Annotated in this window: 16 protein-coding genes; 8 read left to right on the top strand and 8 right to left on the bottom strand. The window is 39.1% G+C overall.

The window, feature by feature from the left end:
* Positions 1-215: 215 nt before the first annotated feature.
* From RH40_RS10445 to RH40_RS10455, 3 genes are all read right to left on the bottom strand, one after another.
* Positions 216-2969 (bottom strand): immune inhibitor A domain-containing protein, encoded by a 2754-nt coding sequence (locus RH40_RS10445; RefSeq protein ID WP_009601447.1) that lies wholly within the window; start codon positions 2967-2969, stop codon positions 216-218.
* A 74-nt stretch (positions 2970-3043) separates the two neighbouring features.
* On the bottom strand, positions 3044-3307 hold the full coding sequence (locus tag RH40_RS10450) for a hypothetical protein (protein WP_009601448.1): 264 nt from the start codon (positions 3305-3307) through the stop codon (positions 3044-3046).
* A 644-nt stretch (positions 3308-3951) separates the two neighbouring features.
* Complete coding sequence (locus RH40_RS10455) at positions 3952-4863, bottom strand: endonuclease/exonuclease/phosphatase family protein (RefSeq protein ID WP_009601454.1); 912 nt, start codon at positions 4861-4863, stop codon at positions 3952-3954.
* A 252-nt stretch (positions 4864-5115) separates the two neighbouring features.
* Here RH40_RS10455 and RH40_RS10460 point away from each other — a divergent pair, with 252 nt between their 5' ends.
* From RH40_RS10460 to RH40_RS10470, 3 genes are all read left to right on the top strand, one after another.
* A complete protein-coding gene (locus RH40_RS10460) occupies positions 5116-6297 on the top strand; it encodes an amino acid aminotransferase (RefSeq protein WP_009601455.1) in 1182 nt (393 codons plus the stop codon).
* Positions 6298-6349: 52 nt separating this feature from the next.
* Positions 6350-6994: an ATP-dependent zinc protease family protein gene (locus RH40_RS10465; RefSeq protein ID WP_039954602.1), complete on the top strand. Its 645-nt coding sequence runs from the start codon at positions 6350-6352 to the stop codon at positions 6992-6994.
* 163 nt (positions 6995-7157) lie between these two features.
* Positions 7158-7622: an NUDIX hydrolase gene (locus RH40_RS10470; RefSeq protein WP_081454995.1), complete on the top strand. Its 465-nt coding sequence runs from the start codon at positions 7158-7160 to the stop codon at positions 7620-7622.
* 170 nt (positions 7623-7792) lie between these two features.
* Here the strand turns inward: RH40_RS10470 and bamJ are convergent, their stop codons facing one another.
* Entirely contained in the window at positions 7793-8266 is a 474-nt protein-coding gene (bamJ, locus tag RH40_RS10475; RefSeq protein ID WP_009601458.1) for a BamJ family beta-barrel-assembly machinery protein, read from the bottom strand.
* Between the two features lie 270 nt (positions 8267-8536).
* On the opposite strand from bamJ, the gene RH40_RS10480 reads away from it, so the two are divergent.
* Positions 8537-9157 carry an OmpA family protein gene (locus RH40_RS10480; protein ID WP_009601459.1) on the top strand — a complete coding sequence of 207 codons (621 nt, stop codon included), beginning with the start codon at positions 8537-8539 and terminating at the stop codon, positions 9155-9157.
* A gap of 65 nt (positions 9158-9222) precedes the next feature.
* Here RH40_RS10480 and RH40_RS10485 read toward each other — a convergent pair whose 3' ends face one another.
* A complete protein-coding gene (locus RH40_RS10485; RefSeq protein WP_009601460.1) occupies positions 9223-9540 on the bottom strand; it encodes a DUF496 family protein in 318 nt (105 codons plus the stop codon).
* Positions 9541-10086: 546 nt separating this feature from the next.
* Here RH40_RS10485 and RH40_RS10490 point away from each other — a divergent pair.
* The 4 genes from RH40_RS10490 to RH40_RS10505 all read left to right on the top strand — a co-directional run bounded on the left by RH40_RS10490 (position 10087) and on the right by RH40_RS10505 (position 15139).
* Entirely contained in the window at positions 10087-10749 is a 663-nt protein-coding gene (locus tag RH40_RS10490; protein WP_009601461.1) for a YceH family protein, read from the top strand.
* Positions 10742-11041, top strand: a complete 300-nt coding sequence (locus tag RH40_RS10495) for a GIY-YIG nuclease family protein (protein ID WP_009601462.1) — start codon at positions 10742-10744, stop codon at positions 11039-11041. The genes RH40_RS10490 and RH40_RS10495 overlap by 8 nt, the downstream gene beginning before the upstream one ends.
* Positions 11042-11498: 457 nt before the next feature.
* Entirely contained in the window at positions 11499-12596 is a 1098-nt protein-coding gene (locus RH40_RS10500) for a substrate-binding domain-containing protein (RefSeq protein ID WP_009601463.1), read from the top strand.
* A 65-nt stretch (positions 12597-12661) separates the two neighbouring features.
* The gene (locus RH40_RS10505; RefSeq protein ID WP_241209882.1) at positions 12662-15139 is read left to right on the top strand and encodes a LuxQ periplasmic sensor domain-containing protein; all 2478 of its coding nucleotides are present in this window, start codon (positions 12662-12664) and stop codon (positions 15137-15139) included.
* Between the two features lie 14 nt (positions 15140-15153).
* Here RH40_RS10505 and RH40_RS10510 read toward each other — a convergent pair whose 3' ends face one another.
* The 3 genes from RH40_RS10510 to yccS form a co-directional block, all read right to left on the bottom strand.
* Positions 15154-16413, bottom strand: coding sequence for a hydroxymethylglutaryl-CoA reductase (locus tag RH40_RS10510; protein ID WP_009601465.1), 1260 nt, complete (start codon positions 16411-16413; stop codon positions 15154-15156).
* 74 nt (positions 16414-16487) lie between these two features.
* Entirely contained in the window at positions 16488-16769 is a 282-nt protein-coding gene (locus tag RH40_RS10515) for a hypothetical protein (RefSeq protein ID WP_009601466.1), read from the bottom strand.
* A gap of 402 nt (positions 16770-17171) precedes the next feature.
* Positions 17172-19313, bottom strand: coding sequence for a YccS family putative transporter (gene yccS / locus RH40_RS10525; RefSeq protein ID WP_009601468.1), 2142 nt, complete (start codon positions 19311-19313; stop codon positions 17172-17174).
* Between the last annotated feature and the right edge of the window lie 76 nt (positions 19314-19389).

The raw sequence follows: 19389 nt of genomic DNA on the forward strand, positions 1-19389 counted from the left end.
ATGATTTTTTTGTAAACAACTCCTCCGACCTGTATCTCACAAGTGTAAAATCAGAGTCAAAGACAATTTGCTAAAAACTATCATAAAGTGTGACAAAATTAACAATAAAGCTTTATTATAATAACAAGGTTGCTTTTAAATCTCGGTGCTAAATTAGTGAAAAAAAACGCAGCCACTGGCTACGTTTAGTCATTTAAAGGGGGTGAGATGAATAATTATATCTTTATGGTAATCATCTTAGTTGTTTTTTGACCATCATCGTCCATGACCGTTAGTTCAACTTCATGTGTACCGTAACTAGGGAATATCATGGTGAAACCTCGTCCTAGTTTGATTGTGCCGTCAGCGAGTTTCCAAACGGTGTCAACAATTCTTCCGTCAGGATCTTTACTCTTAGACCAGATAGTTACCCAGCGGCCGAGGTGTATATACTTAGCGTCAGCAATTGGTGCTACATTTGGCGCTTTAACAGAAACGGTAGTTGAGCTCGTATGACTTGCTCCCTCGGTGTCAACGACAGTTAATGATACCGTGTAAGTGCCAGAATCTGAGTAGTTCCATGTTGGAGAAAATTCTGTGCTCGTATTTCCGTCTCCAAAGTCCCAAAGGTAACTTTCAATCGAACCATCGGGGTCTGAACTGTTATTCGTCACTGAAATATTGAGGCCATCAATGCTGAGACTGAAGTCAGATACTGGAGTGGTATTTGGTACGGTGATTTTCGAAATTTTCACAATGCCAAATGCATTGCTTTCATCTTGATCAACAACTTCTACTTTCACTCCGTATTCACTCAGTAGACGTCCGGAATCGGGAGCTTGCTGGTTCGAGTAATCTTGATCATCTGAGAATGAGCTATTTGCAATTAGGCTGATATCTTCAAGAACATCACCATTATTTTCTAAGCGCATACTTGTCTGATCTTTCAGTGAAAATGCTGCATCACGTACTTGATAACGAGTTTGAGCTGGCTTACCAGACTCAGCCCAAACCATTGCATTTTGGTCAGCATCAACAACACCTAGCCAACCTTCGCCTGGATGTTTACCAACTGCGTTGTCAGTCATTGAACCGTCGACGTACCAAATAATTAGACCAGGCTCAAAAGACATTAGCTGACCAAAGCGCTTAATATTCTTTAAACCTTCATCTACATTGTCGTGACTACGCCACTGTAATAAGTAGTAATGTTCGGATTCGTTAAAACCATCATTCACTCTGTAGCCATTTAGTGAGAAGGTTGGGTCGTTTTCGACACTATCTAAATCAACCACTTGTCCATCAATATCGAGAACAATATCATCAATATGAAGACCTTCCATAGCCAAGCCACCATCAGTGATGTAGTCAAACGCTAAGGTAACTTCTTGCCCTGACCATTGTGTGAGGTCGAACTCAGCATCTATCCAGCCTTCAGAGTCTCCCGCTATTGCAGGCACAAGTCCAGTATTGTACGGATCATCTTTGGTTGTAATATTCCCCTCAATAGCTTTACCGTTGATGAGTACTCGAGCAAAGTCGTAATCTTTTTCAATTTGATACCACGCTTTGAACTTGAGCTTAATCGAAGTACCCTCTGAGATTACCAATTTGCGTTCCATGGAGTTTCTGAGATCATCGCCTTTTCCGCTGTGGTACGCATGTTCTCCGTCAAAGGGTTTTAGGCCTTCGGTGCGTTTCGTAGGAAGATCAATACGAACCATATTTCGATTGCTATTATCAATCGTCTGGTGAATCTTTATCTCTACTGGGCTTTCTTCCAGTTCATTTAGAGAGAGGGTTTGGTTATTTATCCAGCGACCTCCAATAGAAGCTTGTAGGTACTGTTTCGCCCAAGAGCTAAAAGCGGTTGGCTGTGTGCCACCAATTTTTCCTGCCCAACTGCCCGAGGACATAATTGACCAGTACGACACAGGTTCACCCTTGCCAGTGTATTGTGTGTCGTATTCATCGGGGAGACCAAGATCATGACCGTACTCATGTGCACACACACCCGCGGCTGCATCTATTGGTTGTATGGTGTAGTCAAAAGCAGCGTACTTACCATCAAAGCGTTCAGGTACTGTGCTTTTTGTTCCTTCTAATACATGAGGCTGGCCGAGATTCCATCGATGAGACCAAATTGCATCAGCACTAAGCACGCCACCACCAGCTTCTTCACCAACGGAAGCATGGAATATCATTAAGTGATCGATAACTCCATCAGGTTCGCGGAAGTCACCATCACCATCATAGTCATACCTATCTTCAATATCGTAATCGGCCAAGTTTATGGAGGGGTCTTGTGCCAACTGGTTAAGAGCCTCACGAACCAAGGCCTGTGCATTTTTATCATTATCTGTTGTTGATGAGTTTCCCCCATAATGAGATGCCTCTTTAGACGCACGGTACCAACCAGCAGCTTGTCCAGAGACGCTATAGCTATCACCAGACTCGTTCTCGTAATATTGGCGCATCGAGATAAGGTTTTCACCATTCGGTCCCGTATATCCATCATTTGAAAAGAGCAATTCTTGGTAATGTCCGGGCTCGTAGCTGTCGTAGAGCATATCGGTGTGTTCATCGGTTAATCGATTTTCATCCCACGGTAAATCTGGGAAGTCGACTAGAACCGCTAGGACTCTGTCTGTACGCTTTTTGTCCGGGTCAAAGGAGAAAACGTGAGCTTTGTGTAGGCCGTCTTTAGACTTTATGGTCTTGAGAATCTTAGCTCTTTGTTCCAATGCTTTTTTGCCAAATTGAGCATCGCCTTTAAAGCCGCTATTAAGTTTATTTGCTATAAAATTATCGAGTGCTTTTTGTCGCTGTTCTATTGTAGCATTCGGACTCAGTTTGCCTTGTGCGATAAGCATATCAATAACACGATCTTCGTTTATAACACCGAGGTCAATTGGTGTTTGCGCCACGCTACTTGCACTGCAAAAAGTAAGAACTGCTGAAGCTAGCAGTGATTTCCTCATTATTTTCATTATATTTCCTTATATAATAGCAACTACCTACGTTGAATAGGTTATGACGTTGTTGTTGAACCTAAATCGCCCCCTTAATGAGAAAGTGGGTCTTTGATATTCTTTACTGAGATACAGCCATTAGAATCGTTATTTTCTTTGTGATGCTCGCTTTCAGGAGAGAGCTTAGAAAACTTACGAGATAAATATATTTGCAAGGATTCTTGAAGTTCTATTGTGTTTTGATCTTCACATATGATTCCTTGTTTAATAAGAGACTCTAATAGCCTTTGATCATCTGCTTCTAAAGCTGATAACGATGAGCAAAAAACCATAGTTATTAAAAAGACTGACCTCATGTTTTTTCTTATAATTTTGTTTTTAGATAAAGTAGCTAAAAAGTTAATAGTATGTAAGTGCTCAATTTTTTACTAATAGAAGGCAGTGCATAAAACAACAAAAATAGTTAACAAAAAACGTGTGCTTCATACTTGGATAAATGGTTGTAAATTCATAATTTTAGCATATATAGTTGATAAATTTGTTATTTTAATTGTTGGTGATTATATAAGATTCTAATAAATTAGAATATTTGCTCTTTTTATTTTTTATGACTTAATAATTTAAGTTTATTTAAACAAAAATGGCTTGTTGTTCATTTTATGACTCATTTATCATTTTAAATATTAATTGATTTTAATGTCATTATTGATCGAGTTTTAAATTGAATAGGCTATTTTCTTCGATTAGAGATAACCATATTTAAGGTGCTTGGCTTAGTGAGAATGTCTCACCCAGCGAAAAATCTCGACTAGAAGATTTTGTTACCTAAGTTGATAATCTTAAATGGTGTCTATAGGTATAGAGGACTTGCATTTAGGAGTTGGCTAAGGAATCAATTTTATCGCCAAATAACTTATAAAGAGTGGGCTCTCTGGTAATACTATCTTACTTTAATTAATGATTTGTTATCGCTTTGCATCTCATATTTACTAAGTTAAATTCACTCATGATTGGAATTCATAGATGTATAGGATGCTTCTATGATGACTGGACAGTGATCGCTCAACTCGTATTGCCTTACATCTTTGGTTTTGAACGGGAGTTGTTTAGCGGTGGTAAAAGTGTGGGATGAACTGACAATAATATGGTCAATGATACTTTTGTACTTGAATACAGAAGCCCTTTTTGTTTTGGATCTTACATAACACTGTGCAGTCGTATTCTGAGATGTCAGTACAGCTTGAGTCTTTTTGGATATCAAATACCACGCCCATTTGGCTTCATCTGCAATTTGTGAATTAAAATCTCCCAAGACAATATAATCGTGTTGATATTTCTCCCGCTCTCTAATCCAAGAATTTATGTTAATGAGTTGTTCTTTTAATATCCTACAATTTCTTTTTTCCTGATAGTTTTTTCGACAACCTGCTTTGAGGTGGACAGATAATAGATGTACAGATTGTTTTGAAGGTGTTGTTAACTCTATATATGAAGCGAAGCGTAGCCTACTTTTAAGACGTTTATCTAACTGGATGTCTTTGTGATCGCGAACTTTAAAGCTCTTTTTTACTGCAAATCCGGTATATTGGTTAATATCGCTAAATTGATGGATTTGGTTTTCGGCTTTGCTTCGTTGTGAAAGAATGACTTTATAATCTGAACCAACCACTTTACTGATTATGCTTACATCATTTACCTCCTGAAATGCCATAATATCTGCACTTGTTTTTATAAAGTACTTTCTAAGTAAGCGGAGATCACTTCCACCTCTGTTTGGTGAAATGAGCTTTCCGTGTTGTGGTGTGGCTAACCATTGTAAGTTCCAAGTAGTATAACGAATGACCTCTGCTTGTGATTCACAGGCTATCAGTCCCACGAACAAATAAAAAAGTACTTTGATTTTTCGGGGCATGTTCTGAACTTTTAAAACGACGACGGGTAATTGTGACCGTTTAATAGCGGAATTCGACAGGGAAGCTTGAAGTCCATGAGGCTGCTCACACTGGTTGGGTATATTGTATACATCTCATCAATATACGAAATGTTAATTTGCTTAGGTTTTTGTGCTTTTTCGTCGCTATAGCGAAAATATTGGTTCTGGTTTTCTATTTTAGATGTTAGTTTGATTTGATACTTTTCTGAATTTCAAAGGGTTGTGATTTTCATGTTTTCAAATCTTCCGAGTCCAAACTTAGATCCTATCTTGTCTCTAGCTCAAGCTTTTCGCTCTGATCCCCGTTCTGAAAAAGTCGATTTAGGTATTGGTGTCTATAAAAATAGCGATGGCGATACGCCCGTGATGCAGGCTGTAACAAAAGCTCAGGACATTGTTTTCGAGAAAGAAAAGACAAAATCTTATGTTGGGTTAGCGGGTTGTGAAGAGTTTAATGGCCTCATCAGAAACCTTGTTTTGGGCAGTTCGGTAGATCCAGAGCGTACGACGACTATACAGACACCAGGAGCGAGTGGTGCGCTGCGGATGCTGGGTGATTTGGTTAAAGCAGCAAAACCTGAAACGACGGTCTGGATCTCTGATCCTAGCTACGTCAATCATAGACCTGTTATGGAAGCCGCGGGGTTAAAAGTTCGTCACTATTGTTATTTTGACAGAGAGACTAAACAAGTCAATTTGGACAAAATGATGTCAGATCTTGCACAGGCCGGCTCGGAAGATATCGTATTGCTACATGGCAGTTGTCATAACCCTACAGGTGCAGATATAGATTTTGACGCTTGGAAATTAATAACGAAGATGTCTCTCAAAAATGGCTTTGTACCTTTCGTTGATGTTGCATACCAAGGTTTTGGTGATGGTCTGATTCAAGATGTTGAGGGCGTACGTTACATGGCGTCTAATGTTGAAGAAATGCTAATAACGACCTCATGCTCTAAAAGTTTTGGTTTGTACCGAGAGCGTGCTGGTGCGGCTATTGTAGTTAATAATTCACAGTCTCAAGCGAATAATGTAAAAGGGAAGATGCTGACTTTAGCAAGAGCGACTTATACATTCCCACCTGCTCATGGTGCAGAACTCGTTAAAACAATCCTATCTAGCGAAGAACTGACCTCCTGCTGGGAAAATGAGCTAGTACAAATGCGTCAAAGGCTGATGAGCTTACGTGGTGCACTGTGTGAAGAGTTAAGAATTACTCACAATACGCATAAATTCGACTTTATAGAGAAGCACAAAGGCATGTTTACTATGCTAGGCTTTTCACAAGAGCAAATGACAGTATTGAAAGATAAGTATGGGGTTTATGGCGTTGGTGATGGCCGTATAAATATTGCAGGTCTTACAGAGAAAGATATCCCATATGTTGCTGAAGCGATTATCAAAGTTGCCTAAGCTTTGCGTTATCGGCTTTTCATACTCAAGTAATAATGACTGGATCGCTATTATGATGAAACTGTGTAAAGTGCCATTTTTACTCTCAATCTCAAGTATGTTAATGGCGTGCGTGACTACGACAAAAATGGTTGAAAAGGGTCAGGTAAATTCGAAAACTAGCGAGAAAAAGGTCGCGATTGTGCCCAAGGAAGATAGTAAAAGTGTTGCAAGTAAGGCAACCACAACAAAAAAGGGACCACAAAAAATAGTAGAGAGTGACAATAAAACTCTTGATGGAAAGCTGGTGCTTGGGGCTGAAGAATGGGTATATGTTTCAGGACTTCAGGAGTCCTTTAAAGCCCGAGTGGACAGCGGAGCACATACATCCTCTTTAGGGATAGTCGACGAAGTTTTATTCGAACGAGATGGGCACGATTGGGTAAAGTTCAAAGTTGAAGACGGAGATAAGAAAAGTAAAGAAATCTCGCTTCCTGTAAAACGCTGGGTCAAGATTAAACAATCAAATACTTCGGAGCCGCAAAGAAGGCCAATCGTTGAAGCTTGGGTCCAAGTTGGAAGCTTGAAAGACAAAACCGATTTTACTTTGGCTGATCGTAAGCACCTGAGTTTCCCTATTCTGCTAGGAAGAGAGTTTTTGAAAGATGTTGCAGTTGTTGACGTTGGTACTACCTATAAACAAGGTAAACCAAAGTAAATCTCATTCAGATTAGAAAGATGTCTAAATTTGATACTTTGGTTTGTGAGTTCAACAGTGTTACGTACTGTAATATTTAGTTACCATATCCGAGCGCTCTTGGTGAGGCTTTCATTCTTCATCTGCTTCCCAATTTAATTAAAAAATAAAATTAGGCTTAGTTATGAAACATCTTTCTATGGCGATCGTGTGCCGGGGTGGTAAAGTTCTGCTTCAAAAACGCTTTCGACGCTCACAAGGTATGGTGTTCGAGTTCCCTGGGGGAATGGTAAACGAGCATGAATCAGGTACCTCTGCTGCAGCAAGAGAGTTATTTGAAGAAACTGCAATGAGTGATTTAAAACATACTGCAACTTTTTGCGATGTGAATCAATTTGGAGGCCGGATATATTATGCTCTTTTTGATGCCCTTGAAAAAGATGAGCCTATTGCCGTTGATGAGAGTCGAAAGCAGACTTTTCACTGGTTATTTCCCGAACAAATTCCGTTAGAAGACTTTTATCCAGCAGACGTTGCTTTCATTAAAAATAAGTTACTAATAGAAAAGATATACCAAAGTGAATTCGGTTTTCAGGATTCAGGGCATTTTCGCTGCGTTGAGGTCAAGGAAAATAGTGCTTTGGAATAGCAGGGTGTACCTAGGTTTTTTATGTTTCGTTATCAATCAATAGTGAATCAAAGCGAAAAGCGAGGTTTTAGCACAAGGCCAAACCTCGCTTTTTAATGTAGAATAAACCATTATTCGCGCCAGATAGCTTCATAAGGTATTGGTTTTAAGAAGCATAAATGACGGAGTTATTACTTGATACTTAAGAGCTCCACATCAAAGATAAGTGTTGCCGATGGTGGGATAGGGCCTGTTCCATTTTTTCCATATCCGAGAGTGCTTGGGATATAAAGTCGAAACTTATCACCAACTGACATATGGGTTAAACCTTCTTGCCAACCTTTGATAACCTGGTTAAGTTTAAAACTAATTGGCTGCCCTCTTTGTATGGAGCTATCAAAAACAGTTCCGTCTATTAATGAACCTTGGTAATGAACTTCTACAGAGTCCAATGAAGAGGGCTTTTTATCAGATTCTGACTTGTGTAAGATTTCGTATTGTAGGCCGCTATGTGTCACCACAACTTCTTCTCTTGCAGAGTTTTCGCTAAGGAATGCTTGACCCTTTGCGAAGTTCTCTTGCCCAACTTTGTGGTTCGTATAAGTTCGGTATATGAAAAAGCCAGCAAGAATGAAAATGATTATAGGAAATAAGATTTTAGACATTCAATTATCCTAGAAAGAATTTTTTATTGTAAGGCTCGATAATTTAGCCCCACGCTTATTAAATGGGTTGTATACCAGTTAAATTGAAAATGAGTAAAGCAATCTAACAAACCTTTATTCTACGGCTTGTTGGAACATATAGGAAGCTCTCTACACCTGATACAAGCTATTGATGGGGATAAATTACAATTTAGTCTTGGGCAATGGCTAAAGTTTTGTATGAAGAGACCGATATACAAGGTGAGACAAACAAAATATACGGTGGGTTAAATGAAACGCTTTGCTGTGGTAATGATTTTATTATCTGTTTCTGGGTGTGCCAATATGGCTGGCAAAATTGCTACTTTGGGTGAGGATATGCTAGATACTGCACCTCAGACAGATTTTGAAGTTCGTTATCCAGAGTGGGGAGTCGTTCCAGAGACAAGGAGGCTGGACACTGGTAGTAGATTTTCTCAACAGCGTCCCCAAAGTTATTCGGATCTTCAGAGCTTTTTACGCAAAAATGGTATTGATTACGAGCTGCTGCCAGGCGATCACATGATGGTAAAGTTGAAAGACACTATAAAGTTTCACACTGGTTCTGCAAGTGTCTCGTCTAATTCACGATATTGGCTCGATATTATGGGGAGTTACCTTGCCACTCAGCCTGGAATCGACATTGTCATCGATGGTCACTCAGATAATACTGGCGCGCCTTCCTTTAATGATAAGCTCTCAATTCAACGCGCTAGCGAAGTGAAGAAGCAGTTGGTAAGAAATCAGGTCTCAATGGGTTCAATTTATACACGTGGTTATGGCGAATACGTGCCTGCATGCTCGAATAAAACGTCTGTGGGTAAAGCTTGTAATAGGCGTGTAGAAGTGCGTTTTATTGTCTCAAATAATTAGCGTTTTTGGAGTTATGGAGGCTAGTCGTAGTCGGTAATAGTAGCCTCCAAAAGATCTTTTCTAGCTTATTTCTTTTTGCCTAGATTTACTTTGTCTTTTTCAGTTAATTCTCTGATTTTTCGACTAATATCTCTTCTCTGCTTTGATATTTCAGCACTTTTTATAATGTGGTCGTCAACTCTATCTTCGTAATCAGCTTTCATGTTTTTGATGATGGCTATAATTTCATCATTACTCATGTCAGTTTTTATGTAGTCAAGAAGGTTATCAAGTAAGTCGACGCGCTTTTGATTGTCTCGAACTTTTTTCTCATTATCAACAAGCTCTCTTTTTAGCTTATTTTTTCTGCGCGCTTGGGCAACGATTTCGAATACACCACTCATAATTATTTTCCTAACTAAAAAAATTAGTATCATTAAATCATAATCAGCCTCCTTAACCTAGCACTTATATACCCAGTTGGCTTCAACTGGAGGCAAAGTGCATACTTAGTGTTGATTTTAAGTGAATAACAGCACAAGATAACCGGCTTTCCTAACGTCTATGTGCAGCATTTTAAAAGGAAGATTTGCTTCGAGTTTTAGACGCAGCGATTGGTTTTCATTTTGAGTTGTTATACCCAAGTGACTTCAAATCGTTGCCTTGTCGTCAAGCAAGCCATTCTAGCTGAACCTAGCATCTTGAGGTTACTTGGGTATAGTTCCTAAAATTTTCATTTTGCCTGAAAGAAAAATCATCCGTGTTCTTAGCTTTTTATCCTTCTTTAACTGCGTGAATCTTACTGAAGCTATTGTTCTGATATATTGAGAATATTTGAGGAACAATGGACTTCAGGTTATGATTTGGGCTTGCTTTGGAAAACATAATTTCGCCATTTTGACACTTTTGAAATGAAAGTTAGTATTTGAGTAATCGATTAAGGCCCAACTATGAAAATAGAATTAAACGCAATTGAAGCAAGAGTGATCGGATGTTTGATCGAAAAGGAAGTGACAACACCGGACTACTATCCATTGACACTCAATAGTCTAACAACAGCATGCAATCAGAAGAGTAATCGAGAGCCTGTTTTATCACTTACAGAAATTGAAGTTCGAGATGCTCTCGATTCTTTGGTAGCAAAGAGGTTAGTGAGTGATAACGGAGGATCAGGTACTAGAGTGACGAAATTTCAACACAGATTTTGTAATACAGAATTTGGCGATCTTTCTCTCTCGAGTCAGGAAAAAGGAATTCTCTGTTGTTTGTTATTGAGAGGTGCTCAAACCCCTGGTGAACTGCGCACAAGAACAAATCGTCTTGCAGAGTTTGAAAGTGTCGCAGAGGTGGAAAGTGTGCTGGAAGGACTCGTTGAAGCTGAGCAAGGGCCTCTTGTCATAAAATTAGACAGAGAACCAGGAAAGCGAGAGTCACGCTATATGCATCTATTTTGTGGTGAGTTAGACATTTGTTCGTCAGCTCAATCTATGACTGCTTCTAAAAGCAGTGATGGTTGCCTTGATCGAGTTGAAATGCTCGAGTTAGAAGTTGCGGAAATTAAGAAAGAGTTGGAGCACTTAAAAAGTTTTATAAAGACTTCACTTAATGGCTAAAGTAGAGGGTTTCAAAGCAACAGGTTGGTACATATACCTGATAAGATTTGAAAACAATGCTTTGTACTGCGGCATCACTACCGATGTGAATCGTCGCTTTGAACAACATAAATCAGGCCGTGGTTCAAAGCTATTGAGAGGTCGGAGTAACTTATATTTAGTTTGGAGTGAGCGAGTAGGGAACAGCAGAAGCGCAGCCTCAAAAGCTGAGCTCGCCGTTAAAAAGCTTCCTAAAACGAAGAAAGAGGCATTAGTTAACGGATCTTTAAAACTCTCTAATATTATCGGTTGATCTTGTTACAGTCATGGAATAACAACGTTATAAAATGGGTGTGATTAACCCATTAGTGTTCGTGCAATTTTGAGGGCTTCAAGGCGACTTTTAGGCCCAGTACTCCCAAGCTCCTCTATGCAGTATTCAGAGCGATGTCACAGTGTTGAGTTCAAGGAAAATAACGCAGCGAAATAGTCGACTCTCACCAAGTCATTCTCGCTGATTCTAGCATCTTGAGGTTACTTGGGTATATCTATCCCAAAGTAACTTCTAACTATCTTGTCTGGAAAGTTGTCTGTATTACACACAAGTAAGAAATTAACGTTCTGATTTTACGCTTAAAAACTTTGAGAAAGACACGCGATTTCATGGTATTTTTTGTTAATTCTGATCCTTGATAATTTTTTGATATCCATATTTACGTGTAATCTCGCGGTGTAAACGTCAATTAATTATAAACTCCGGTAAACTTATGATGACTCGACAACTCACGCTTTTATCTTTGTATTTATTTTCTACGCTGGTTTGGTCTAACGCTGGGAACAATCTTAATGATTATTGGCAATATGAAGATTTTTTGAGTGTTTACCCAGCTCAAAAAACGCTGGTGGCTGAACTTGCTGAAGCGGTATCGTCAGAACCGATACGTCTATCCTCTACACAGCTCAAACCTATTTCAATTACAGTTATCTATCCTGGTCAACAAGTGTCTGATTATTGGAGAAGAAATCTTAAAGCATTTGAGGTTCGATTAGATAAGTTAAATATAAAATACGAATTAAATCAGATATTTACAAGGCCAGGTGTGGATGTTGACCAACAAAGAATTGCCCTCAATGAGGCATTGATACACAAACCTGATTACATCGTCTTCACTTTAGATTCATCTGAACATAGTGAATTAATTCAAGATCTATTGAAACGTAGCCAATCCAAATTGATTCTCCAAAATATAACTACTCCCGTTAAATCTTGGTTAAAACAGCCATTTTTATACATAGGTTTTGATCACATCTCGGGAACTAGAATGTTAGTCGATTACTTTAAGCAGGCATTTCCAAAGGGTAGTCGTTACTCATTACTCTATTTTACTGAAGGTTATGTGAGTAGCATGAGAGGGAATGTATTTAACGAGTTATTTCAAGACCCCAAAAACCACAAGCTGTCTTCATTTAAGTATACCGATGCAACGCGAGCTTCTGGCTACGCTATGACTAAGGATTTGGTTTCTACAGATCCTAAAATTGATTTTATCTATGCCTGTGCGACGGACATTGCACTGGGAGCGGTTGATGCGCTTGAAGAAATGGGACGGCAGGATATCAAAGTCAATGGTTGGGGAGGAGGTGATGCAGAGCTTTTAGCGATACAGAAGAATAAGCTCGCAGCGACCGTGATGAGACTAAATGATGATATAGGTATCGCAATGGCAGAGGTAATAAAATCAGATATTGAAGGTCGAGATACTCCTCTGGTGTTTTCTGGCAAACTCAAACTTATTACGTTTAGTGATAATCCTACTACTATTAAAAGATTAAAGGAGCAAGCTTTTAGATACTCAAAGTTGGAATGAGAATAATAAATAAGAAAAATAATAAACGCCACTTATCATTTATAGTTACAAACTCCATCTTTTTTATGGTGGCGTTCTTAATTGTTGTTTCCATTTTCCAAAATTATCAGGTTAACAAACAGGTTGTTGAGCTAGAGTTTTCGCGTTCACAACAAAAAACTCAAAGCCTTGTTAGCGAAATTTTTTATCTCCGAACAACCTCTCTAGAGTTATTACAACGCAGCCTAAGCAATGATTTAGCGATCATCAATGCACTATTAGTTAACGATAAATCTGGCATTAAGCAATATTTATCGTCGAAAACACTGACCACACTTCCAACCATTTCTGACTTTCGTTTGATAATAAAAGATGGTCGATATTTCTGGGGCGATGTCAGCCTGAAAGAGCTTGGGTTTGATACAGAAAGCCTCTCTTCACTGATACAAGCGTGCAGTGGTATTGTCGACTGGCACATTCATCGTGTTGATACTCTGAATGAGCCTTTTTATCTGTTGATGCGAAAAGTTCCAATTAAGGGAACAAACACTGACGAAAAGATAGGTGATTCAATTACCGGATATAAGCTCGATGTAAAATCATCACTCTTCAATGCCATATTAGATAAAGGGGGAGTCGATGATATTGCCGTCTTCATGGATGACCAAATTGTCGGCTCAACAATTGCTTCTCCGGAAATGAATGATAAAAATTGGCTTGAGCAAGCTTTTGATAAACCAAATACTCTAAACTATCTAATAGCAAGAACGCATATATCACTTGGACCAGACGAAAAGTCGCTTGAGATATACACATTTCAAGATAATTCTGGTGTTATAAAATTAATTCGCAGTCACTATGTAATGTCGGCATTTGGGGTCGTATTTGTTTTTTTTAGTGCGATTTATATGAGACTGTGGTTTGGTAGGAGGGTATCTAGAGAGCTCGAAACCTTGATGGATTATAGTGACACGACCATACAACAGCAAAGAGTGATTAAATTCAAGGGTTCTAGCATCAAAGAATTCGATCAAATTGGCCGATCTTTCGAGGTATCTTTTAGGCGCTTAGATGAAACTGAAAAACAATTCAGTGATCTTTTTAATTTTTCACTTTCCCCCATCGCGATTTGGAGCATAGAAGATACAGTGCCCAGTCTTAATCCGTCAGCTGAACGAATTTTTCCAGATGCTGTTTCTAAACATCAGTTGGTTGAAAGTTTGGCTCCTCATATAAATCTGTGTTTCAAAGGAGCTACGCTCACAGGAATTAATATCTCTGTGCACAGCAAAGTGTATCGATGGAACCTTTCTCCAATACTCAGCGACGATAAAATAGTAAAAATCATGGCACAAGGGCAGGATATTACGAGCTTCGTGATGGCGGAAAAGGAGAGTGATGAAGCTCGTAAGGAGGCTGAAGCGTCTGCTAAAAATCAGGCAGATTTCCTCGCTAGGATGAGTCATGAACTTCGAACGCCTTTAAATGGAATTATGGGAGTTGCTCAGTTACTAAAAGGTAGGATGGTTGATAAACAAGATATTGAAAAAATGGAAGTTTTATGTTCTAGCGGTGAACATCTCTTAGCTGTACTTAATGATATTCTTGATTTTTCAAAAATTGAACAGAGTAGTTTTAATATCGAAGGAGCCAAATTCCATTTGAGCGACTTGGGGTACTCCATTGAAAAGGTTTTTGGTCCAATATGTTTTGAGAAAGGACTCATGTTTGAATTGAGATCAAACATTGAAGATGATATTTGGGTGTTTAGTGACCAAGTTAGACTTAATCAAGTCATTTACAACTTAGTTAGTAATGCAGTTAAATTTACCCATGAGGGTGAAGTTGTATTGAGTTTATCGTATAGCCAAGGTTCTGAATTTTCTCAATTGCATATCGAGGTAAGCGACACCGGGATTGGAATCAAGAACGAGAGATTAGAAGCAATATTTGATCCTTTCGTCCAAGCCGGACCCGATACCACGCAGATTTATGGTGGAAGTGGTTTAGGGTTAGCTATAGTTCAAAGTCTAGTCACTACAATGGGCGGTAAAGTGGGTGTTGAGAGTGTATATGGCTCGGGCACACGTTTTTTTATTACGGTTCCAATTCAACTGACCTCTTCTGATCACAAAGAACAGAGTGATGAGAAGCTGTCAATTGACCCGAGAGACTTGTTTGAGGAAACGGTACATGTGTTACTGGTGGAAGACAGCAATACAAATGCTTTTATCGCCAAGGCTTTTTGTGAAAAATATGGGATGAAAGTATCCTGGGTAACAGATGGTAGAGCCGCTATTGAATTCTTGGAAAATGACTCAACGGTCAAATTAGTTTTGATGGACAATCAGCTTCCTTTGGTTGAAGGCATTGAGGCAACTGAAATTATCAGGCGAGATCTTGGTATGGCAGTTCCTATTTATGCTTGTACAGCAGATGGTTCAGAAAATACCCAGCTTTCATTTCTGAAAGCCGGGGCTAACTATGTCATTTTAAAACCTATTCAAGAGAGGGCTCTGCATAAGGCTTTTATACATTTCAAGGAACACTTTTTATCGGATTAAAGACTTTTCACGAATTATCTAGCCAGTTTTTGGTGTGCTCGTGAAAAATGTCCTGCACAGAATGCGCCCATGATTGACAGCTCACCAGCCAAGCACAATGCTGCAGCTACTTCAGCGAGCGCTCTCGCTTTACCAGCTCCGTGAAGGCCCATAATGTCTAGACATGCTTTCTGTGAGGGTAAAGATGTTCCTCCACCGACACTACCGACCATAAGGTTAGGCATGGTTACACTGGCATAAAGGTCGCCGGTGTTCGTTAACTCCATACGAGTTATACCTACGGTAGACTCTGCGACACATGCAGCATCCTGGCCACAGGCAATATATAGCGCAGCTAGTGCATTTGCATAGTGCGCATTGATACCAATTCCTCCGTTTAACATCGCACCGGTTGCAGAAACTTGCCCAAACCTGACCAGATCTTTTGGTGTCGTATGAAGGTATTTTTCTACGAGGAATTTGTTTATGGTGATCTCAGAGACAACCTTTTTCCCTCTTACATGCCGCAAAGGGTAGGAGGTTGGTTTCTTATCACCAGAAAGATTGCTCTCTAAGTAAGCCTCTTCGGGCTCGATAGGCGAATTTTTGAGAATGAAAGAATAGATGGCATTGGTCGCAATTGTGACCATATTTTGCCCTGAGGCATCACCAGTATGGTATTCGAAGATCGTGTGTACTTGGTTACTTTCGATATTAAAATTTACATTGACGAGCTTACCATGTTTTGTAGTTGTTTCTGCGACTGCTTTGAAATGATCAACTTGAGTCGATAACCAAGCAACAAACTCTCCAGCTTGAGCAAGACGTTGGAAAACAAAAACGGGTGTTCGAGTTATTCCTTCCTTAAGTAGCATGGTTGAAGCGCCTCCGGCCTCTGTAATTAATTTGGCACCTCTGTTGTAAGAGGCGACCAGCGCAGCTTCGGTTGTTGCTAAAGGTATTAAATAATCACCATTTGCATGAAGTCCATTTACTCTGATTGGTCCAGCTATTCCGACAGGAACTTTTACTGTTCCGATAAAGTGTTCAATGTTCTTGTCATAGACCGTACATGTGCTTTCGGTATACTCATCGAGTAATACTTGGCGATCTGTATACTGTGAAAGTTTTTTCCAGCGCTTGGACAGTGCTTGATTGGAAATGTAAGGATCTAAAGTCAATGATGTTTCGGGACGACCCAAGCGGGGAGAAAGCTTGTGGAAATCTTGAGATGACTCTTGGTCAAAAGTTGTTGAGCTTTTATTGTAACTTGGGTTTGAGTAATTTTTTGACATTGCTTTATGGAAATAGTTAATTTGATTGTGCTTGAGCTAGCATTAGGGTACGACAAATTGGCTTCAAACTCACCTTATATATGTATATCTAGTAATGTTCCTATCATGTCTTGGTCACGTTGCATGATGTTTGTGCCAATTTGATTGTATTGTTCTGCTCTGTTTAGCTTGGTTAAGGAATCAACATTAGAAGGCGATGGAGGGGGATCAAATTTTACTTTGTTAAATTCGTAAGCGTCTCTAGTAGGTTCGATATCAGGCGGTTCTTTCTTTTGTATCTCTAAAGCAGCCTCTTCCATCATTTTTGATGAAATATCTATTAGGTGATGGCCTGGTTGAATTGGAGATACAGACATACAACTTTCCTCTATCTAACTAAAGCCTAATAGCTGTTTGCTTTTTGAGCAAGTTATGCTAGCGAAAAAGACTAGAGATCATCGATAACTCTTCATCTGTGATTGATGAACTCGATTTTGAGGTTAACTCGGCCTCGATTGATGATTTAAGAGAGCGCAGCTGACTCGGTGAAAGGCTTTTTAAATTTGCTTTCATATTCTCAAAATCAACCAAATTGAATTTGGGAGTATTTTTCTGAGACTCTATTGAAGATGACGAGAAAGAATTTATAAAGTAAGACATATCACACCTATCGAAGACTTGCTTAAAGCATACAGGTGATTATATTTTGACACTGTCGTAAATTTGTCTTTTTTTTGTCAAGTCTTGGTGAAAAAACACTGTTTCTCAGAGCTGAAAAGTTAGATTGGTTGCCTGTCTGAGTCTGATTTTTTGACAAATAGGTCATAGAACTCGACAAGGGTTTGGTTTATGAGAGATAGCTGATAATAAATAATTCTAACATTGTCATCTTCTCTTTCAGAGTTGTTTGGCCATAACTCATTAAGCACAATAGATTTTGTTCTTATTTCAATGCTATCTTTTTTGCTTCTGAACAGTGTCTGTAATTGAGAAATTTGCTGAAAAATGCACTCAGAAATCTCATCGATTTCAAGAGTGGTACTTTTGTGTTCAATTTTTTTTCGATGTGCGCCAAGTGTCGATATATAACTAAGTAGTAGGTGATTAAGTACCAAAAATTGATAATTGGCTTCATCAGAGCGATGTTTTGCTGGCTCCAAAGCCATATTACTCATTGCAATACTGAGGGCTGCATCCATTTCATGAGCTTTGCGGCGAGTTACGCGATAAGACAAGCTATCAACTCTTCCTGTACGATATTGTTTGATAATCTGGACAAGATACATTTGATTGGCATTAATAGCGTCTGCTATGAGGGTGTTTAGATTTTTCGACTGCCAATCTGGTAATATAAACGTAACAACTAAAACTGCGAGGAACGAGCCAATTAACGTATCTGTCACCCGAGGCAGAATGATATCGAATCCTTGTCCCGATTGATGGAAGCAAAATAACACTAAGATTGTTATAAAACATGTAGCAATTCCATACTGTGTTTGTCTAAATGCAAAGAAAGCAATACCAGATACTACGACAATCGCTAACTGACTTTCTGGAGAAGGGAACAAAATTAAAAGAGGTACGCCAGTTAGGATTCCAACAAATGTTCCAGTTATACGTGAAACAAGCTTTTTGCGTGTCGCTCCATAGTTTGGCTGGCAGACAAATAATGTGGTGAGAAGTATCCAATATCCTTGTTGCATATCTGATATTTGGATAATGCTAAAGCCAGCAGTTAAGGCGACTGAAAGTCGAACTGCATGTCTAAATAATGCCGAACCTTTTGTAATATGCGTTGTTACTTTTTTTGTGGCTTCTTTTAGACCGAATGCTTGATCATCGGCAAGAAGAGGTCGCTCGATTTGTTTTGTCGGAGAGTGAATGTTTGACAGTTGTTTTTCGATCGAAGCCAAGTTTCTGAAGAGAAAGTGTAGATGCTTGAGTGCAGCTGTCCGACTTTTAGTGTGGTTATTTTGAAGATCGTCAAGCGATGCTTTGAGTTCTAAAAGTGCATTCCTAAAGCGTTGGCCATGTACATATTGCTTACCGCACTTTATTGATTCAGCAATATCCAAGCAAGCTTTGGCTTGGGCATCCACAAGGTATTTAAATCGAAACATAACATCATGGTGCACAAATTCTTTCGCTAGCTCATGATACTTATAGTGACTAGAGCTTATTCTTTCATGGATATCTTGAGCGATAAAGTAAATACTGAATAAGGTGTTATATCCACGCTTGGAACGACTTAGAAATCCTCTTTTGCAATCATTGAGACTACTGACTATCTCTGTATTACGTTTAGATTCCAAAACGATCAAATGTTCTACGTTTGTGTCAGCAGAGGGAAAAAACAGAGAACTTTTAATTGATAGGTATTTAGAGAGATTTACGAATACTTCGGCAAGTGAGTGTTTGACAGAGCGTAACGGGCTGAATAGGTGCCAAATCATAGAAACGATAAAGTACCAAATAGCACCTCCTGTCATTGCGGTAGGCTGAGACCAAAGGCTTGCGCTATCGCTTGCTCCTAGCATCGTGTATATGGCTATCATTAGTGAACCGAAGGCAATATTGGCGTATCTATCTCCCAATGCTCCAAGCATGGTTAATCCGAAGGTAGATATTAGTAGGCATACAATAAAAGCCCATTTCATATGAAACAGAAGCTCAACGGAAAGAGAAGCGAATGTAAAGCAAAGTAGGGTAAAGGTTTGGGACTTTAGGCGTTGTAAAAAACCTCCATCGCTCTCGGAAAGCGCTGCGGCTATTATTCCGAGTAGTATCGGTATACTAATGCTATCGTCATGGAAAAACCAAGACCATAAAACAGCACCACTCAGTGCAACAGCGTTAAGAAGCGCATTGTTTACTCGTTTATCTTTTAAATGTTTCAAGCTAGCAGTTATAAGTTTCGCCATTATCTAGTTTAAGGTTTATCAATGAAAGGTTTAAAAAGAGTATAAAGAATTATTTATACCCTAGTAACTTTTCGAT

It is taken from the genome of Vibrio caribbeanicus ATCC BAA-2122 (assembly GCF_000165125.1).
Lineage (GTDB): Bacteria > Pseudomonadota > Gammaproteobacteria > Enterobacterales > Vibrionaceae > Vibrio > Vibrio caribbeanicus.

Excerpts from the sequence above, each read along its gene's own strand:
- RH40_RS10450 (WP_009601448.1), bottom strand. The coding sequence starts at position 3,307 with ATGAGGTCAGTCTTTTTAATAACTATGGTTTTTTGCTCATCGTTATCA.
- RH40_RS10470 (WP_081454995.1), top strand. The coding sequence starts at position 7,158 with ATGAAACATCTTTCTATGGCGATCGTGTGCCGGGGTGGTAAAGTTCTG.
- RH40_RS10505 (WP_241209882.1), top strand. The coding sequence starts at position 12,662 with ATGGTGGCGTTCTTAATTGTTGTTTCCATTTTCCAAAATTATCAGGTT.
- RH40_RS10515 (WP_009601466.1), bottom strand. The coding sequence starts at position 16,769 with ATGTCTGTATCTCCAATTCAACCAGGCCATCACCTAATAGATATTTCA.
- RH40_RS10500 (WP_009601463.1), top strand. The coding sequence starts at position 11,499 with ATGACTCGACAACTCACGCTTTTATCTTTGTATTTATTTTCTACGCTG.
- bamJ (WP_009601458.1), bottom strand. The coding sequence starts at position 8,266 with ATGTCTAAAATCTTATTTCCTATAATCATTTTCATTCTTGCTGGCTTT.
- RH40_RS10490 (WP_009601461.1), top strand. The coding sequence starts at position 10,087 with ATGAAAATAGAATTAAACGCAATTGAAGCAAGAGTGATCGGATGTTTG.
- RH40_RS10460 (WP_009601455.1), top strand. The coding sequence starts at position 5,116 with ATGTTTTCAAATCTTCCGAGTCCAAACTTAGATCCTATCTTGTCTCTA.
- RH40_RS10495 (WP_009601462.1), top strand. The coding sequence starts at position 10,742 with ATGGCTAAAGTAGAGGGTTTCAAAGCAACAGGTTGGTACATATACCTG.
- RH40_RS10485 (WP_009601460.1), bottom strand. The coding sequence starts at position 9,540 with ATGAGTGGTGTATTCGAAATCGTTGCCCAAGCGCGCAGAAAAAATAAG.
- RH40_RS10480 (WP_009601459.1), top strand. The coding sequence starts at position 8,537 with ATGAAACGCTTTGCTGTGGTAATGATTTTATTATCTGTTTCTGGGTGT.
- yccS (WP_009601468.1), bottom strand. The coding sequence starts at position 19,313 with ATGGCGAAACTTATAACTGCTAGCTTGAAACATTTAAAAGATAAACGA.
- RH40_RS10445 (WP_009601447.1), bottom strand. The coding sequence starts at position 2,969 with ATGAAAATAATGAGGAAATCACTGCTAGCTTCAGCAGTTCTTACTTTT.
- RH40_RS10465 (WP_039954602.1), top strand. The coding sequence starts at position 6,350 with ATGATGAAACTGTGTAAAGTGCCATTTTTACTCTCAATCTCAAGTATG.
- RH40_RS10455 (WP_009601454.1), bottom strand. The coding sequence starts at position 4,863 with ATGCCCCGAAAAATCAAAGTACTTTTTTATTTGTTCGTGGGACTGATA.
- RH40_RS10510 (WP_009601465.1), bottom strand. The coding sequence starts at position 16,413 with ATGTCAAAAAATTACTCAAACCCAAGTTACAATAAAAGCTCAACAACT.